Genomic DNA, 17,508 nt, shown 5'->3' with positions numbered 1-17,508 from the left:
GCTTGCCGCGGGCGATCCGGGAGCCTCCTCATACATGCTCTTATCTGCGGGGTCTCCCCTGGCTCGCTGGTCCCGCAGGCGTCTCGCGCTTTCGTGTCTGGATATTTTTTCTGGTTCAGCATGCTCAAGATCTTATACTTTCTTTACTTGTAATAAAAACCGGGCAAAAAGCGCCTGGTCCTTATTCCCATAGGATTTGATGGCTTTCGCTAAATGCGGTTTTGAATCATCAAGCTTGTCTTGAACAAACAGTTCTAGTTCACACTGGCAGGAAAGTATAAGAAAACATCTAAAGGAAACGAGTGTAAGCGGTCCGAAAAAACGCCGCGTCCTGCGGCTCACCGGACACTAGGCCGTCCATGGCCGTCGCAACTAAGTCTTCGCCTTCGCCAGAGGCTTGGCGAAGCCAAGTTTTCTAACAAATCATTTTGATCCTTGATTAAGTAACGTGGCCGGAATAAAATAAGCGGAGATTTTCCGGTTATATGCATCCTGGCGCTTGTTCTACAGGTAAATAAGGGTAATTTTTCCGCTTATGTACGGAAAAATCCTCCATTTTCACGTTTTTCGCTTCGATAAGCGGAATTTCTCCGTCTATTTAAGCAATTTTTTCATTCAACTTCTAATTAAGCGGAATTTTTCCGTTTATTTCTCAGATTGGGCGCTAACCTGATTACCCAATCGAATCTTAATCTTACCTTATCGCCGTACTTGCAAAAAAGACCGGAGAATATCCGGTCTTGAACTGATTATTCATCTATTTTCCGAAATGATTAAGCGTCTACCCATTCGGTGACCTCGGCTACGGATTTGCGTTCAGGAACTTTCGGTGTGGTCCCTTCCGCTTGATAGCCAACATAAATAAAGCCTAGCACTCTGCCCTTATCACTAACACCAAATTGTTTTTTTGCTTCTTCAGTATAGGCGGCGCCGCCCGTACGCCACATTGTGCCTAGCCCGAGTGCGTGAGCGGCAAGCATCAAGTTTTGAGTCGCACAAGCAGTAGCTTCGATGTCTTCAACTTCAATAGCGCGTGGATTGTCACTTGGTTCCATGGTCACAACAATGATGACTGGCGCACGTTTGGCACTTGCCAGCCCTTTGTCATAGGCAGCATTAAGATTTTCTTGGCTCTCACCTTCAAGACCTTTCTGGTTGATCTTTCCGTATACTTCACCAAGCTTGTTCCTGCCTTCACCTGTTAGCACGATAAAATGCCATGGTTCCGTATTCATATGATTTGGCGCGCGTCTTGCTGCATCCAGAATTTGTTCAATCAGTTCTTTAGAAGGTTTTTGATCCGATACCTTACGCACCGATCGCCTTGTTTTTATCGCTTCAATCGTATCCATAGCACTCATTCCCTTTTATAAAGTTCAAATAATTACGTTTTAAGTGTAACATGCATCACATACATCATTCTACAAATATGCTTATGCAAATAAAAGAACCCTTATTTTTTGTAAGGGTTCTTTTATTTGTTACCAAAATAGTGGTGAAAGCAACTGAATCAGCACAGCTAAACAGCCAATACCGATCGCCCATCCTCCAAGAGTTCGCGCGCCTTCCCTGAGCGCAATATAGCCGATAATGATACCGGCAATGCCCAGGACAATCGGCAAAAAGAACAAAGCAATCACGGAGAAAACAAGCGCGAGCCAGCCAACACCTTTTCCGCCTTCAAGAACACGTCGATGATCCGAATGGTCATCGTCCGCTCGAGATCCTCCCGCTTCCGGATCATATTGATCGGCAGCCAATTCCCTCGCATACTCCTCATTATGATAGGCACTCTGCTTATCGTACAATGAGTCTTCATTGTGAAAATGATCCTTATCAGCCACAATGACCCCTCGCTTTCATTTTAGGATCAGCTATAGTGTGACTCAGAATGATCATTTTCACAGATGTACATTATGGAAATAATGATTATGGCGATACAAACGGAAGAAAAAAGCTGACAGTCGTGCCTTTTCCATTAACACTGCTGATACAAAAAGTACCCTGATGGTCGGCAATAATTTTCTTGCACAAGGATAAGCCAATACCTGTTCCCTTTGCCTTTGTTGTGAATAAAGGTTTGCCCAAATTGTTCAGCACATCAGTTTCCATACCCGGTCCGTTGTCAATTAATGAAAAGCGATAGCCATTATCCTCAACACTGCCGCGAAACATGATCTTTTTTTCACCGGTATGCTCGTCAAAAGCCTCCAATGCATTACGCAGTAAGTTAATCATGACTTGCTTAATTTTATCAAGATCAATTTTGCATACGCTCTCAGAATAAGCGATATCATAATCAAGTCTAACCTTATTAACAACGCATTCCGCCGATAATAATGAAATAAGCGATTTGCATACCTCATCAGGATTCATACGTTGGCACTTGCTTTTTCTTAACGACAATGTCAAGAAATTCTCTAAAATCGTATACATACGATCAATTTCCGATAAGATTACCGGTTGGTATTTGTCATATTCTTTTGTATAGCCGCATAACTGAATAAATCCTTTAATGACAGTTAACGGATTTCGTAATTCATGGACGATTTCGCCTGCAAGATGAGTAAACATTTGGGTCCGGTAGCCAACCAAAATAATTTTCCCATCCTTCGAAATGCCATTATATAAAGTGCCAAGATCTCGATCACTTAATTTATCACAAAGCAAGGCGGAGACGATATCATCACTTTTCATGATCGCGTCCAAATAATCTTTCGCCTCACATGCGGTATGGTCCGGAAAAAAATGAAGAAAATACGGCCCATATCGTTCTACTAATGCTTGTCCCTTTTTATTGCACTCTAAAATATAGCCGTCAGAATTTATGCAAAAACGTATTTCCACAGATAATTGTTCTTCAAATTGATCTTTTTCTGAAACAGAAAGAAAGGACTCTCGGTAAATAATGATGATCACTCCTCTGTATTAGTAACAACCCTCACCATTCCCCAAAAATAAAACATACCTACCTGTGCCGATTTCCTATTTTATTTGCGCAGAAGCTTTAGGTACTTTTTCTCTTTTTATGTCGCTCTTATTTTCCTTAATTATACTTTAATCATCGACTCTATGGCACTTTTTAATGGCAATTATTGTTAGACAAGTTCCGACATTTTTCAGAAAAATCAATCGTTCAAAAGCTGACATCATTTTATTTGCGCAGTCATAGTCTATTCAATGAATGCATTCTAAATGGATTGGGGTGACGCTTTTGAATCCAATTATTGAGCAGCTAGTGATTCAGAAAATGAATCAAATAACACCTGCAGAGCTCTATCAATATGCGCGACAATACTCTATTCCGGTTACAAAACAACAAGCAGAAAATGTTGCTATGCGTGTGCAGAACAAAAATATAAACGTGTTTCAACCTGCGGGGCAAAAGCAGCTTCGACTCATTCTTGATGAGGAAATTGGTCCTGAACTTGCTGAAAGCTTGCAAAAACAGTTTGAGCAATTAGCCAAAGGATTTTGAACCTAAATAAAGTAAAAATGAAAACCGGAGTCCTGCATAGGGACTCCGGTTTTCACCACTCCAAAGATCTTAGCCTTATCCGGCTTCAATATCTTGAATCAGCTTTTCATTATATTTTTGCTCTTTAAACATGTCGATTTCGTACTTATATGGCGGCTTCTTACTTTTCTTGTCCGCACCGACGTATGGTGTTTCCAAAATTTTTGGAAGAGCTTCAAGCTGCGGATGATGCACAATATAATTTAACGCGTTGAAACCGATTGTACCAAGCCCGATATTTTCATGGCGGTCTTTGCGCGCGCCTTGCGCATTTTTACTGTCATTCACATGAATCACTTTAATATGTTCGACACCGACAATATGATCGAATTCATTAAGCACGCCATCAAAGTCCTCGGCCACTGAATAACCTGCGTCATTTGTATGGCACGTATCGAAGCAGATTGACAGTTTTTCATTCAAATTCACTCCATAGATAATTTGCGCGAGATGCTCAAATTGAAAGCCGCATTCACTGCCTTTTCCTGCCATCGTCTCAAGCGCAATCTGAACCTTGTCCCTTTCTTCAAGGACCTCATTCAGTCCTTCAATAATTTTATTTATACCTGCGTCAACACCTGCGCCAACATGTGCGCCCGGATGAAGAACGATTTGTTTTGCGCCAATGGCCTCCGCTCGGTCAATTTCTTTACGAAGGAATGAGACACCTAATGCAAAAGTCTCTGGTTTTACCGTATTGGCTATATTAATAATATATGGAGCATGAACGACTAGTTCCTCAACACCGTTCTCCTTCATATGTTTATGGCCGGCCTCAATATTTAACTTTTCAATCGGTTTTCTGACGGTATTTTGTGGCGCTCCTGTATAAATCATCATTACATTTTCTCCGAATGACACTGCCTCTTCACTGGCGCCAAGAAGCATCTTGGTACCGGACATATGGACATGAGACCCGATTCTAAGCATGGACAACTCCTCCTCTACCTTTGCTATTTTACCATAGACACCGTGCAAGCGCCTTATCAGTGATTGTCACGGATTAGGCACGATGGCATACACTAACTATCAGCAAGTACCCCGTATCCTTTTAGAATATTTTTAAGAAAGGAATGATGAAACATGCCACCGTTTGAGCATGGGCCAGAGCAGCCATTTTTCCGGAATCCGCCTCAATCCTATACGCCGCCCATGACTCCGACACGCGGCTTTCCGTCCATTTTTCCCGAAAGGACCCCTCAAGTTCCTCCAATTTCCGACCCGCAGGCTCAATCAAGAGGCGGAATCGGCGGACTTATTTCATCGTTTCTTTCACCTGGTTCGACTGGCGCAGCAGGAAACTTGGACTTTGTTGGAATGATTATGAATGCGCAGAAAGCGATTCAAACGGCTCAATCCGTGCTTCCTATGATTCAACAATTTGGGCCACTGGTTAAGAACGCTCCGGCCATTCTCGGCGCATTGAAAGGACTTCAGGGCAATTCATCAACAGAGAAAAGCGAACAGACCGAACCTGAGGAAAAAGGTGATATACCAACGAAAACCAAAAAAAAAGATGATATGCCGAAGAAAGCCAAGAAAAAAAAAGCTGAGTCAGTCAAAGCTACCAGCCATTCAGCAACAGCTTCAAAAACGGTGAAAGGCACCACAAAACAGCACAAAGCACATGTCGCCGCATCGCTGATGAATAGCGAGGATTTGCCGACACATCCCTCCGTTCCACGAATGTATATCTAGTGACTGCTGATTCATTGTGTTCCCTCTCTGCCTCATTTATAATGATTGATGGAACTAATTTATGCAGGAACTGCAGAACGGGGAGATTTACATGAACGTAATTAAAGTCTCACCGCGAGGCTATTGCTACGGTGTTGTCGACGCACTGGTCATCGCCAGACAAGCAGCCATGAATCCGGACCTGCCAAGGCCGATTTATATATTAGGAATGATCGTCCATAACCTTCATGTCACAGAGGCTTTGAAAGATGACGGTATCATTACGCTTGATGTTCGCGGAAAAAAAAGGATTGACCTTCTTGATGACATTGATCAAGGAACGGTTATCTTTACTGCACATGGTGTCTCGCCTGAAGTGCGGCGTATCGCCAAAGAAAAAGGGTTGACTGCGATCGACGCGACTTGTCCTGATGTTACAAAAACCCACAATCTGATTCAGGAAAAGAAAAAGGAAGGCTATCACGTCATTTATATTGGCAAGAAAGGGCATCCGGAACCAGAAGGTGCGATCGGCGTTGCTCCTGAAATTGTCCATCTTGTCGAGACCATCGCGGATGTTGATCAGCTTCAATTGGAAACGGACAAGATTCTAATTACCAATCAAACGACCATGAGCCAGTGGGACGTTATGGATATTATGAATTATATTAAATCTAAATATCCGCAAGCGGAGAATTTCAATGAGATCTGCCGAGCAACTCAGACACGTCAAGAAGCAGTTGCCTCTCAAGCCAAGGATGCCGATTTGCTTATCGTTGTCGGCGATCCGCGCAGCAATAATTCAAACCGGCTCGCACAGGTATCCAAGGAAATCGCGCATACACGCTCTTATCGTATCGCAGATCTCTCAGAGCTTAAGCTTGAGTGGCTTGACGGTGTCCAGAAGGTGGCCGTGACAGCGGGCGCCTCGACACCCACACAGCTCACCAAGGAAGTCATCATATTTCTCGATCAATATGATCCGCAAAATCCCGAAACTTGGTCAACAGACAGTCAAGCGGCGAAGAACAAAAATATCCTGCCAAAAGTGAAAGTAAAAATAAGGAAAAGTTAAGTAAACGTATCTGCTTTGTTTGCAAATCATGCGCTCATCCGGATCTCCCTTTTCATAGAGGGCGAGCCATATGAGCGTATTTATTTGCGCATATCCACTCATTTAATTTGCAGACAATTCATTCAGTACCTGTTTCAAAAATTTCAATTCAATCTGACCGGGAGCAGAGGCTTGATCTACGCTACCGAACGTAACCGCCGATCCTGTAATTGCGCCACTGATTCTTGACAATTTGCCCAAAGTCCCCATGGACATTGAGACAATTGGCACCGTCATTGTTTCACTCGCTTTTAAGGTTGCATTCATTAAAGCCAGCACATCCGCCGGCGAGCAGGGCATTACCGCGATTTTTGCGATATCCGCGTGTTCGGCCTCCATCTTTTTCAAGGTCGAAATGATCACAGACTCGGACGGAGTACATGAAAAATGGTGCGCGCTGAAGACGACCTTACTTCCCATCTCATGTAACCGTTTCACTAAACGCATTCGGGTCTCAGCCGGACGAGACAGTTCCAAATCGAATGCGTCTGCAAGTTTCTGCTTCGCCAATGTGGCGTAAAGTTGGAAATAGTCCTCTTCCCCGATTGATTGTTTTCCTCCTTCATCTACGCTTCTGAATGTGGCGAGCAGAGGAATTTGACCCAACACGGCTTGAAGCTGATCTGCGGTATCCAAAATAGTGATCAAAGAACTGTTTTTCATATAATCAATACGCCATTCAATAAAATCAACCGGACCTTTAAGAATCTGTTCAGCCGAGTTCACTGCTTCTTCAGGCGTACCGGCAGTGATCGGAACACAGATTTTCTGCCGACCGGACCCGATCATTAAATTTTTTAATAAGACAGCACTCATCGTTTTCCTTCTTTTCTGTTTTTTATCGAGAGCGTAGCACGCAATCTGAACTCTGTCAATCCACGGAAGCGATTGACATCGAATGACAATTTTCTTTTTTCAAATTTGTCTTGACATTTATCATACAAATTGTTATTGTATTTCACACCAACTGGTTTAGGAGTTTTTAAAATGATGATAAAACAAAAAAGTTGTTTCCAAAACAATCGATATTATTACTTTGGCTGGTTTAGTTAGTGTTTGTATCTCGCGAGTCACGCAGATGCAAACACATTCCGTTTGCATCCGTGCTGGCCAAAGTTGTTTTTCATGCATTTTAAACAACAAGCCGCATTGATGTTGTCCGATCCAAGGTCAATAAACTGTGCGGCTTTTCCCTATTTCCGGCAAATGATCCGGAAGAGAGTCCCGCGGTTTAATAATAGCCGCGGGACTTTTTTCAGTTCATAAGGTTAGTAAAAAGAGAAACAGGAAGGAGTGAAGGAAGTATGAAAATCGATTCCATCGATCAATTATGTGTCAATGCCGTGCGCGTGCTGAGCTGTGAATGTATCGAGCTAGCGGGGTCGGGACATCCGGGGCTGGCGCTTGGGGCTGCCCCGATGGCTTACGTTTTGTGGCGCAATCATCTGTGCCATAATCCGGAGGATCCAAACTGGTTTAACCGCGACCGATTTGTTCTGTCGGCAGGCCACGGATCAGCCATGTTTTATAGTCTGCTTCACTTGTCAGGATTCAATTTAACGATCAATGATTTAAAACACTTTCGCCAGTTGAACAGCAAAACCCCAGGACATCCCGAATACGGAACGACGTGCGGTGTAGACGCGACAACCGGCCCGCTTGGACAGGGATTGGGAATGGCCGTAGGTATGGCTATGGCGGAAGCTCACCTTTCCTCTATGTATCACACTGACCAAACGGATGTGATTAACCATCGCACGTTCGTATTGTGCGGAGACGGCGATCTAATGGAAGGCGTGTCTCATGAAGCAGCCAGCCTTGCCGGGCACCTGAAGCTTGGCAAATTGACCGTCCTGTACGATTCAAATGAGATCTCACTCGATGGTGCAACTGGGCGTTCTTATTCTGATAATGTCCGTGGACGCTTCGAAAGCTATGGTTGGCACTATGAATGCGTAGAAGACGGTAATGATTTAAACGAAATTGATGCGGCGATTTGCAGGGCAAAAGAGCAGAACTCATGTCCGACTTTGATTGAGGTTCGCACCGTGATCGGGTTCGGCGCACCTGGTCAAGGAACAAACAGTGTTCATGGTACACCGCTTGGCGATTCCGGAATTGCAAATTTGCGCACCAGACTCAATTGGCATTTTCCTGAATTCACGATTCCTAAAGAAGTCTATCAACGTTTTGCGGACTGCGTGGCAAAGCGCGGCAAGCAGGCTGAAGCCGAATGGATCCGCCGTATGAATCAATGGTCAATCGATTTTCCTAAACAAGCGAAGCAATTAAAACAATCACTCAGCAACAAGCCGCCAATCACATGGAAGGAATGTCTTCCGCAATACGCCGCTGGGACAGAGGCATCCGGTCGTGAAATCAGTCACCACATGATCCAAATTTTAGCAGAAAAAATTCCTTACCTATGGGGCGGTTCAGCAGATTTAGCCAGTTCGAACAAAACGGATATTGAAAACAGCGATTTATTCAGTGCCGCAAATCGAGACGGCAGAAACATCGCTTTCGGTGTTCGTGAATTCGCTGAAGGAGCACTATTAAACGGCATGATGCTTCACGGAGGCAGTAGGGTATTCGGAGGAACATTTCTTGTTTTCTCTGATTACATGCGAGGCGCAATCCGTCTATCTGCTTTGCAAAAGCTTCCAGTCATCTATATCTTCACGCACGACTCAATTGCCGTTGGCGAAGACGGACCGACTCACGAGCCGGTCGAACACCTGATGAGTTTGCGAACGATGCCTGGAATTTCACTCATTCGTCCGGCCGACGCGAACGAGACAGTTGCCGCTTGGGAAGCGGCTATGGATACATTAGATCGGCCCACCGTCCTAGCACTTTCTCGGCAGCAACTGCCGGTTTTGCGACACTCGGCGGAACGTGCGCGTGAAGGGGTTCGACGCGGTGGATATGTTCTTTCACCGCAAACAGGTGCAAGTCCCGAAGCGATATTCATCGCGACCGGCTCGGAAGTCCGGCTTGCCGTTGCTGCTCAACAGCTTTTGAAACAGACCGGACATGACGTTTCCGTTGTCTCCTTGCCTTGCTTCGATCGTTTCGAACACCAAAGCGAGGCCTATCGTGAATCGGTGCTCCCATCCTGCGTCCGACGCCGAGTGTCAATCGAAATGGGAGCAACGCTTGGTTGGGAACGCTATGTGGGAGCAGAGGGCATCCGGATTGGCGTGGACACATTCGGATCTAGCGGGCCTGCAACCGAACTCCTGCAAACTTACGGATTCACCGAAAATCATATTGTCGACCAGTATTTGCAACTCATTGATTCTGTATCACCGTCCGTCTGAACAGGAACAATTAATGACGAAGATACCCAAAAACCATTTAAAGTGAGGTAAATTATATGATTATCACGTTTAAACACTCAGTCACACCAGAAATGCAACAGGCGTTTCAATCAAAATTCAGGGAAATGCATAAGCAGGTAGTTATGTCCGGTTTGCGAATGGCGGTTGTCGGCCTTGATCACTGCCAGTTTTCAGACCAAGAATCCGAGGTCATTGAGCAAATTGTTTCGGAAACGCCATCTTATGTTCAAGCAAGCCGCAGCTTTCATCCGGATAACAGCACTGTTCAGCTGCCTCACTCAAAAATCAGTGCCGACACCTTTACAATCATGGCCGGTCCATGTTCCGTTGAATCTGAGGATCATATTCGCCGTATGGCTGAAATTGCCCGCCTTGGCGGTGCATCCGTTCTGCGCGGCGGCGCATTTAAGCCACGGACTTCACCCTACACCTTCCAAGGCCTGGGTGAAAAAGGACTGCGCTACCTGCGCAAAGCTGCGGATGAAAATGGAATGGATGTCATTACCGAGGTAATGGATGAGACCCATGTGGCACTGGTTGCGGAATACACGGATGTGATGCAGATCGGCGCACGAAATATGCAAAACTTTTCTTTATTAAAATCCGTGGGAAAGACCTCTGTTCCGGTTGCGTTGAAGCGCGGGATGGCTGCTTCCATCGATGACCTTCTGAATGCGTCCGAGTATATCGCCAGTGGCGGTAATACCGATATTATTTTAATTGAACGCGGAATCCGGACATTCGATCACAAATACACCAGAAATACGTTTGATGTGGCAGCGGTTCCGGTCCTGCAGAAACTAACGCACTATCCAGTTATCGTTGACCCAAGTCATGCGGTCGGTTTTAGGGATTTGGTTGCTCCCGCCGCATATGCTGGTACTGCCGCTGGTGCCAGTGGTATGATCGTTGAAATTCATGATCATCCGGAAAAAGCAGTGTCCGATGGTCCGCAAGCGCTCAAACCTAATGATTACCTGACCATGACAAAGCGCGCTGCCGCCCTTCGGAAATGCATGGAATCATGGGAGAACTGACTGTGAAAATGTCTGTAGCGTTGCCGCATAAAAAGTACCCACTATTTATTGAACGCGGGATTCTCGAACAGCTGGGTTCGCTGCTTACTGGGATCTGGTCGCCGCGGAAAATAGCCATTATCAGCGACAGCCATGTCGCGCCGCTGTATCAAGAGCGCATCATCCGGCAATTGCAAACAGCTGGATTCCGCGCCGTTACTTTTCAAGTACCCGCCGGTGAATCGGCCAAAAGCTGGGAAAACGCGATCCGGCTATACCGGTCGCTGACAAATAACCAATTCACGCGATCAGACGGTGTACTTGCGCTCGGAGGCGGTGTTGTCGGCGATCTCGCCGGTTTTGTTGCCTCAACGTATATGCGCGGTATTGCTTTCATTCAAATACCCACGTCGCTTTTGGCACAGGTTGACAGCAGCGTCGGCGGAAAAACGGCAATTAACTTAGACACAGCTAAGAACATTGTCGGCACTTTTCACCAGCCCGATGCGGTTTTTATTGATCCTGATACGCTGAAAACACTGCCTCAGCGTTTTATTTGTGAAGGCTATGCCGAGATTGTCAAAATGTCTGCATTAGAAGGCGGAGCATTTTGGCAGATGACCGGTGACGTGCACCATCCGGACGAAATTATCACTCAGGTGGAGCCGCTTATTCGTCAAAGTATCACCTATAAATCAAGGATTGTCTGTCAGGACGAAAAAGAAGCAGGTCTGAGACAGATTCTGAACTTCGGACACACAATCGGTCACGCGATTGAACTTCTTTCCGATGGCGCGCTCGCTCACGGTGAAGCGATCAGCATTGGGATGGCTCGAATAGCACAGTTATTCGAAGATTACGGTCTGACGAAAAACGGCACTTCGGATGGCCTGATTCAGCGTCTCCAGCAAGCGGAGCTCCCGCTAAATTCTCCGTTGATTGGAACCGCAGAATTTTACCGGAAAATTATTAATGATAAAAAAAATCATGGCGGCAAATTGAACCTTGTCTATCTGAAAGCACCTGGCCAACCTGTCATGCACTCGATCCCGATCAGTCAAGCTGAATTGTTTTTCACAGGAAGAAATTCACTTGACAACCAATAAGCAGAATCGGCTCAATACTGCTGCTCATTGTCGGCGTAGCCTTCAATCCGGCACCATCATGAAACAAGCCCTCTCAAACTAAATGAGAGGGCTTGTTGCTATGGCTTCCGTCCATTTTCTAATTAAACGATAAACCGAAATGGATTCGTTACCGACTCTGAAATCAGCACTTCTGTATCAGAATGTTCTTCTTTAATAACCCGGGTTAAATATTGCTTCACGCCTTCTTTCATCACGCGCTCGATATAATGGCCCGCGTCAATAACATTAAGTCCGCAAAGCAACGCATCATGAGCCGTATGATAGTAAATGTCGCCACTGATTAACACATCTGCCCCTCTGTATTTTGCAAAGGGAATCAAACTGTTTCCATCGCCGCCTGAGACCGCCACAGTGCGAATGCGTGCATCTGCCGGCCCAACAGCGCGAAGACCGTCTATACCAAGTTTTTCTTTTACAAGGCGGCAATAACGTTCAAAAGGCATGGCCTCCGGAAGCTTTCCCATTCTGCCAAGTCCGTACGCTTTTCCCTTATTTTGAATGGGGATTGCCTGATAAACGGGTTCCTCATATGGGTGTGCATGAATCATTTTTGCCACCACCGTGCGAAGCAAGTGCTCTGGAACCGTCGCTTCAATCCGCTGTTCATCTGCCTTTTCCATCTTTTCCACTGAGCCAAGATACGGATTGGCACCTGATTGCGGCAGAAAGCGGCCCGATCCTGGAACAGAGAAACTGCAATGACTGTAGTTGCCAATGGAACCTGCCCCTGCATCTCCGATCACCTGACGAAGAGTTTCCGCGTGACTTTGAGGTACATAAACAACAAGTTGATACAGCGGTTCATGATAGGTCGGCTGTAAAATTTGTGTATCCTTCAACCCGAGCTGTGCTGCAAGCATATCATTGACCCCGCCTTCAGCAATATCAAGATTTGTATGGGCTGCATAGACGGCAATGTCATTTTTTACGCATGTTGTAACAATTTTCCCCTGCCCTTCATCAGAGCGGACATTTTTAAGCGGGTGGAAGATGAGCGGGTGGTGGGCAATGATTAAATCAGCCTGCTTATCAGCCGCTTCATCGGCAACATTTTCGAGTACATCCAAAGTCACCATCACGCGTTTCACTTTTTTATGCAGAGTCCCCACTAAAAGGCCGATCTTGTCCTTCTCATAGGCTAACTTTTTCGGCGCCCATTCTTCAAATCGTTGAATTAATCGTTCGCCGGAAATCCAGTTTTCCAATGTGTTCGCTTCCCTTCTTGACGCACTCAGTGGTTATTGAAACATGAACGAATCAATTGCAACTCTTTCTGACTCTCTTTTATTTTTGCCAGTACCTCATCCGAATGCTCTGTATTCCGAAGTGCGTGCAGAATACCGATGAGTCTGCGTTCTCTGCTGTACCATTTTTTGATAAATATCGGATTTCTCTCAGATGAGAGCATCGGTCCCATCAATAGTTCCTGCTCAGATAACGGTTGTGTTCTGCTGCCTTGACGCGCGTGAATGACTTCGTAGACATGATGGCCTTCGTTGACGATGGCTTCATCAGAAATAATCCAGCCGTTTTGATCAAGCCATCTCCGGACACGCGCCTCTCGAATATTCGGCTGCAAAATCAATACCGTATCGGGTCCAATTTTTCCTTTTCCACGTTCCAAAATATCCGCAATCAACTCACCGCCCATTCCTGCAATCGCAATAGCGTTCACTTCGTGGGGTTCACGGATAACGTCAAGTCCGTCACCCATCCGGACATCGATCTTGTCCTGCAGTCCAAGCGACGCGACAGTGCTCACAGACTGATGATAGGGACCCCGTCTGACTTCACCCGCGATCGCAAAATCTATGCGGCCTTCTTGAACCGCTCGACTAGGCAGATGCGCGTGATCCGATCCGATATCGGCCAAACATGCCGATTTTGGAATAAATTGAAGAACAGCATTCAATCTTGGAGATAAATGTATCGTTTCCATAGTCACAATCCTTATTAATCATTCGTATCAACTGCTATCGTAACACAAACACTGCAAAACCCCAATTTAAGAAAAATGTTATGGCTGTCATTTGATAACGTTTTCAAAATATATTAAAATAGAGAAGGAGTTGCAGGAACAAGATCTGTTTTGACTATTTTCATTTCCGGGCGAGTTGCATCTAGTCATCAAACTCTTTAAAATGAAAGTCAAAGGTAATCAAATAAATGAGTCATACCTATCGAAGAGCAAAAAAAAATTGCCCCCCCTTATGGGAGCAACCGTGTTTTCGCTCAGTCAAGAAAATCTTTTAGTTGTTTGCTTCTGCTTGGATGGCGAAGCTTCCGTAGAGCCTTGGCTTCAATTTGCCTAATTCGCTCCCTTGTCACACCGAAGACCTTGCCGACCTCTTCCAATGTTCGTGTCCGTCCGTCATCAAGGCCGAAACGCAAACGTAATACATTTTCTTCGCGGTCCGTCAGTGTATCAAGAACATCTTCCAACTGTTCCTTTAACAATTCATAAGCCGCGGCCTCCGATGGCGCTTTGGCATCCTGGTCTTCAATGAAATCGCCCAAATGTGAGTCGTCTTCTTCACCAATCGGTGTCTCGAGTGAAACAGGCTCCTGCGCGATCTTCAAAATCTCGCGTACTTTTTCCGGTGATAATTCCATTTCTTTGCCGATTTCTTCAGGCGTCGGTTCACGTCCAAGATCCTGAAGCTGTTGTCTCTGAACACGAATAAGCTTGTTGATGGTTTCAACCATGTGCACAGGAATACGAATGGTGCGCGCCTGGTCGGCAATGGCGCGAGTGATGGCTTGACGAATCCACCATGTGGCATAGGTGCTGAACTTAAAGCCTTTCGTATAGTCGAATTTCTCAACAGCTTTCATTAAACCCATGTTGCCTTCCTGAATGAGGTCGAGAAACAACATGCCGCGACCAACATAACGCTTCGCGATACTGACCACAAGGCGAAGGTTGGCTTCGGCAAGTCTGCGTTTTGCGCTCTCGTCGCCATCATTGATTCGTTTTGCGAGTGTGATCTCTTCATCGGCAGACAGCAGATCCACCCGACCGATTTCCTTTAAATACATTCTGACGGGATCGTTAATTTTGACGCCCGGCGGGACACTGAGATCATTCAGATCGAATTCCTCTTCTTTATGCTTAACATCGGAAGCCGGCGCTTCGGATTCATCTGAAACATCAATGCCTTGATCGGCAAGCGTCTCATAAAATTCATCCATCTGTTCCGGTTCCTGATCAAATGGAGCAAGCCGGGTTGATATTTCCTGGTAGGTGAGAGAACCCCGTTTCTTGCCAAGTTCCAACAGATGTTCTTTTTCCTGATCCACCGTTAGTTCCTGATCCGTCTTGCTGACTTTTCCAGCCATTTGACCCCCTCCTTCCAAATACTGATCATGCCTAACTTAAAAATGTCCTAACTGTTTTTTTACGCTGATAATCTCGGATAGCAGCTGCGCCGCCAATTCATAATCCCCGCTTTGCTCAGCTTTCTTTCTCTGCTCTTCCTTATCCGCAATCAGCGATGATTTAGAGTGCCTGATGACTTGTTTCACACAATCTTCAATTTCCCCATCATCTGCCTGATCACTCATAGGCATCAATGATAATTCCGTCACCTTGCGCTGCAGTGCCGGATCTTCGAGTTTCTGAAGAAATAGTCCCTCATCCGGCGGATTACCTTGAGCATAGTATGCGTAAAGATATGCGGCCAAGGCTTGATGGACATCAATCGTAAATGAACCGCCTAATGTGTCCCGGACCTGATCGGAAATTTCCCTGCTTCTCATCATTCGCGCGAGCAGTCTTCGCTCTGCCATCTCATATGCAGGTGGAATCCGATTACTCCGGGCAAGCGGTGCGACGCGGGCTCTTCGCTTATCGCGTCTTTCTGCCGTGACACTCACCTGGTGCAGTTGTTTCTTCAAGGAATCAAGGGAAATTGAAAATTCCTCCGAAAGCAATCTAAGATAGTGATCTCGTTCGACCGCGCGATGCTGTGATGCCAGTTCCCTCAATACATCTTCAATATAGAGGAGTCGATCTCCTTCATCACTTAGATTCCTTTTTCTTCGAAGATAATTCATTTTAAAAGTCATCAATGTTTGGCTTGCCCCTATTACATCACTTTTAAATCGTTCGCCGCCAAATTTACGAATGTAGTCATCGGGGTCAAGACCTTCCGGCATGTTTGCTATTTTTATGACTTTCCCATTTCCCTGCAACAATTCTGCTGCTCGAAAACTTGCTTCTATTCCTGCTGTATCTGAGTCATAGCAGATAATAATCGTGTCGGCCATCCGCGTCAATGCCGCCGCCTGTGCTTCCGTCAACGAGGTTCCCATTGAGGCGACACTGCAGGTTACCCCGGCCTGATGAGCTCGAACAACATCCACATAACCCTCAAGAAGGACTACCTGGCTGCTTTTCCTGATCGCCTGTCTCGCCAAATGAAAGCCATACAGGATGCTGCCTTTATGAAATACATCTGACTCAGGTGAGTTCAAATATTTGGGCTTATCTTCTCCAAGCGTCCGTCCGCCAAAAGCAACCGTTTTTCCGCTCATGTTAAAAATCGGGAAAATGATCCGATTTCTAAACCTGTCAAAGTATTTGTTATCAAACCCGCGTTTCTTAATCAGTCCCGCATGCTCCATGAATTCAAGACTAACGCCTCTTTTCTGAAGCAGATGAGTCACCGCCTCCCAGCTGTCGACCGCGTAACCGATTCGGAATCGTTCAATCATTTCTGAATTAAATCCACGCTCCTCAAGATAACGCATACCAGAAGAACCATATTTTGCGGTTGTCAATAAATAATGATAAAATTTCGTTAAAAGTTCCAATCCCTCAGTAATTTGTTTCCTCTTTTGATCGTTCGGGTCACGATATGCGTTATTCTTTGTAACAGAAGATCCTAAATCTATATTCGCGCGATCAGCCAGAGATTGGGCTGCCTCAATGAAGGACATGCCCTCAATTTCCATCATGAACGTAAATAAATTGCCGCCGGCGCCGCATCCAAAGCAATGATAGAGCTGTTTATCAGGCGAGACGGAGAATGAAGGCGTCCGTTCCGAGTGAAATGGGCAAAGACCAATATAATTTTTTCCTTGCTTCTTTAGCTGCACATAACTGCCGATAACATCAACAATATCCAGTGATTTCCTAATTTCTTCAATAACCTGTTCCTGAAGTTGCAAATGGCCATGCACCACCAGTATTATTACTTATTTATATCCTAATGATCGAGTTGGCATAACAGTTTTATTAAGGCTTCTGAAAAATATTTACGATTTTGGCTTGTAAACGGCTTTGGCCCTCTAACTCGTTCTCCGGCATTAAGTGCGTGATATGATTGATATCGCCGGTCAAGCAATGCTTCCACATTCTTTTCATTAATCAATTGGCCACGTATTGAGAGTACAAAAACATTCCGTTTGGTGAGCAAGCCTGCAAGCCCAATATCCTGTGTGACAACAACGTCATTAGGAGAGACGTGATTGACGATGTAAAGATCGGCCGCCTCTTTTTCCTGATCGACAAAAACCCATGTTCCTTCACGATTCGCTGAATAGCTGGCGTAGGAAGCAACAAAAACGGTATCAAGGTCAAAGGTATGCGCAATAGTTAAGATTTCATTCTTTACGGGACAAGCATCTGCGTCGACAAATAGTGTGATCTTTTTCATCATCTTAAGCATTCTCTATTTCCTTGTAAAAA

The 17,508-nt window shown here is 45.4% G+C and carries 16 protein-coding genes; 6 read left to right on the top strand and 10 right to left on the bottom strand.

Features of this window, described 5'->3' with window-relative positions:
* Positions 1-773: 773 nt before the first annotated feature.
* From BM003_RS03130 to BM003_RS03120, 3 genes are all read right to left on the bottom strand, one after another.
* Positions 774-1,352 carry a nitroreductase family protein gene (locus tag BM003_RS03130; RefSeq protein ID WP_093670013.1) on the bottom strand — a complete coding sequence of 193 codons (579 nt, stop codon included), beginning with the start codon at positions 1,350-1,352 and terminating at the stop codon, positions 774-776.
* A 129-nt stretch (positions 1,353-1,481) separates the two neighbouring features.
* Positions 1,482-1,844, bottom strand: a complete 363-nt coding sequence (locus tag BM003_RS03125) for a hypothetical protein (protein ID WP_093670011.1) — start codon at positions 1,842-1,844, stop codon at positions 1,482-1,484.
* 85 nt (positions 1,845-1,929) lie between these two features.
* On the bottom strand, positions 1,930-2,709 hold the full coding sequence (locus tag BM003_RS03120) for a sensor histidine kinase (RefSeq protein WP_245734017.1): 780 nt from the start codon (positions 2,707-2,709) through the stop codon (positions 1,930-1,932).
* 505 nt (positions 2,710-3,214) lie between these two features.
* Here BM003_RS03120 and BM003_RS03115 point away from each other — a divergent pair.
* Positions 3,215-3,478 carry a DUF2624 family protein gene (locus BM003_RS03115; RefSeq protein WP_177184600.1) on the top strand — a complete coding sequence of 88 codons (264 nt, stop codon included), beginning with the start codon at positions 3,215-3,217 and terminating at the stop codon, positions 3,476-3,478.
* Between the two features lie 75 nt (positions 3,479-3,553).
* Here the strand turns inward: BM003_RS03115 and BM003_RS03110 are convergent, their stop codons facing one another.
* Positions 3,554-4,447 carry a deoxyribonuclease IV gene (locus BM003_RS03110; protein WP_093670005.1) on the bottom strand — a complete coding sequence of 298 codons (894 nt, stop codon included), beginning with the start codon at positions 4,445-4,447 and terminating at the stop codon, positions 3,554-3,556.
* A 153-nt stretch (positions 4,448-4,600) separates the two neighbouring features.
* On the opposite strand from BM003_RS03110, the gene vrrA reads away from it, so the two are divergent.
* Together vrrA and BM003_RS03100 are read left to right on the top strand one after the other, a co-directional pair.
* On the top strand, positions 4,601-5,215 hold the full coding sequence (gene vrrA / locus BM003_RS03105) for a VrrA/YqfQ family protein (protein WP_093670003.1): 615 nt from the start codon (positions 4,601-4,603) through the stop codon (positions 5,213-5,215).
* Between the two features lie 91 nt (positions 5,216-5,306).
* A complete protein-coding gene (locus tag BM003_RS03100) occupies positions 5,307-6,269 on the top strand; it encodes a 4-hydroxy-3-methylbut-2-enyl diphosphate reductase (protein ID WP_093670183.1) in 963 nt (320 codons plus the stop codon).
* Between the two features lie 102 nt (positions 6,270-6,371).
* Here BM003_RS03100 and aroD read toward each other — a convergent pair whose 3' ends face one another.
* The gene (aroD, locus tag BM003_RS03095) at positions 6,372-7,124 is read right to left on the bottom strand and encodes a type I 3-dehydroquinate dehydratase (RefSeq protein ID WP_093670001.1); all 753 of its coding nucleotides are present in this window, start codon (positions 7,122-7,124) and stop codon (positions 6,372-6,374) included.
* Positions 7,125-7,612: 488 nt separating this feature from the next.
* On the opposite strand from aroD, the gene tkt reads away from it, so the two are divergent.
* Genes tkt through aroB form a run of 3 tightly spaced genes read left to right on the top strand, consistent with a single transcriptional unit; the run spans position 7,613 to position 11,774 of the window.
* Complete coding sequence (gene tkt, locus BM003_RS03090; protein ID WP_093669999.1) at positions 7,613-9,631, top strand: transketolase; 2,019 nt, start codon at positions 7,613-7,615, stop codon at positions 9,629-9,631.
* Between the two features lie 56 nt (positions 9,632-9,687).
* Positions 9,688-10,689: a 3-deoxy-7-phosphoheptulonate synthase gene (gene aroF, locus BM003_RS03085; RefSeq protein WP_093669997.1), complete on the top strand. Its 1,002-nt coding sequence runs from the start codon at positions 9,688-9,690 to the stop codon at positions 10,687-10,689.
* Positions 10,690-10,697: 8 nt separating this feature from the next.
* Positions 10,698-11,774 (top strand): 3-dehydroquinate synthase, encoded by a 1,077-nt coding sequence (aroB, locus tag BM003_RS03080; protein ID WP_245734022.1) that lies wholly within the window; start codon positions 10,698-10,700, stop codon positions 11,772-11,774.
* Between the two features lie 122 nt (positions 11,775-11,896).
* Here aroB and BM003_RS03075 read toward each other — a convergent pair whose 3' ends face one another.
* The 5 genes from BM003_RS03075 to BM003_RS03055 all read right to left on the bottom strand — a co-directional run bounded on the left by BM003_RS03075 (position 11,897) and on the right by BM003_RS03055 (position 17,488).
* A complete protein-coding gene (locus tag BM003_RS03075; protein ID WP_093669993.1) occupies positions 11,897-13,021 on the bottom strand; it encodes a Nif3-like dinuclear metal center hexameric protein in 1,125 nt (374 codons plus the stop codon).
* 26 nt (positions 13,022-13,047) lie between these two features.
* Positions 13,048-13,755, bottom strand: coding sequence for a tRNA (adenine(22)-N(1))-methyltransferase (locus BM003_RS03070; protein WP_093669991.1), 708 nt, complete (start codon positions 13,753-13,755; stop codon positions 13,048-13,050).
* 293 nt (positions 13,756-14,048) lie between these two features.
* Positions 14,049-15,155: an RNA polymerase sigma factor RpoD gene (rpoD, locus tag BM003_RS03065; RefSeq protein ID WP_093669989.1), complete on the bottom strand. Its 1,107-nt coding sequence runs from the start codon at positions 15,153-15,155 to the stop codon at positions 14,049-14,051.
* A gap of 36 nt (positions 15,156-15,191) precedes the next feature.
* Complete coding sequence (gene dnaG / locus BM003_RS03060) at positions 15,192-16,988, bottom strand: DNA primase (protein WP_093669987.1); 1,797 nt, start codon at positions 16,986-16,988, stop codon at positions 15,192-15,194.
* Positions 16,989-17,026: 38 nt separating this feature from the next.
* Positions 17,027-17,488 (bottom strand): YaiI/YqxD family protein, encoded by a 462-nt coding sequence (locus tag BM003_RS03055; RefSeq protein ID WP_245734015.1) that lies wholly within the window; start codon positions 17,486-17,488, stop codon positions 17,027-17,029.
* Between the last annotated feature and the right edge of the window lie 20 nt (positions 17,489-17,508).

Origin of the sequence: Sporolactobacillus nakayamae (assembly GCF_900113325.1) — a bacterium.
Lineage (GTDB): Bacteria > Bacillota > Bacilli > Bacillales > Sporolactobacillaceae > Sporolactobacillus > Sporolactobacillus nakayamae.
The sequence above is the reverse complement of the archived record's forward strand: the minus strand, read 5'-3'. Positions and strand labels throughout refer to the sequence as shown.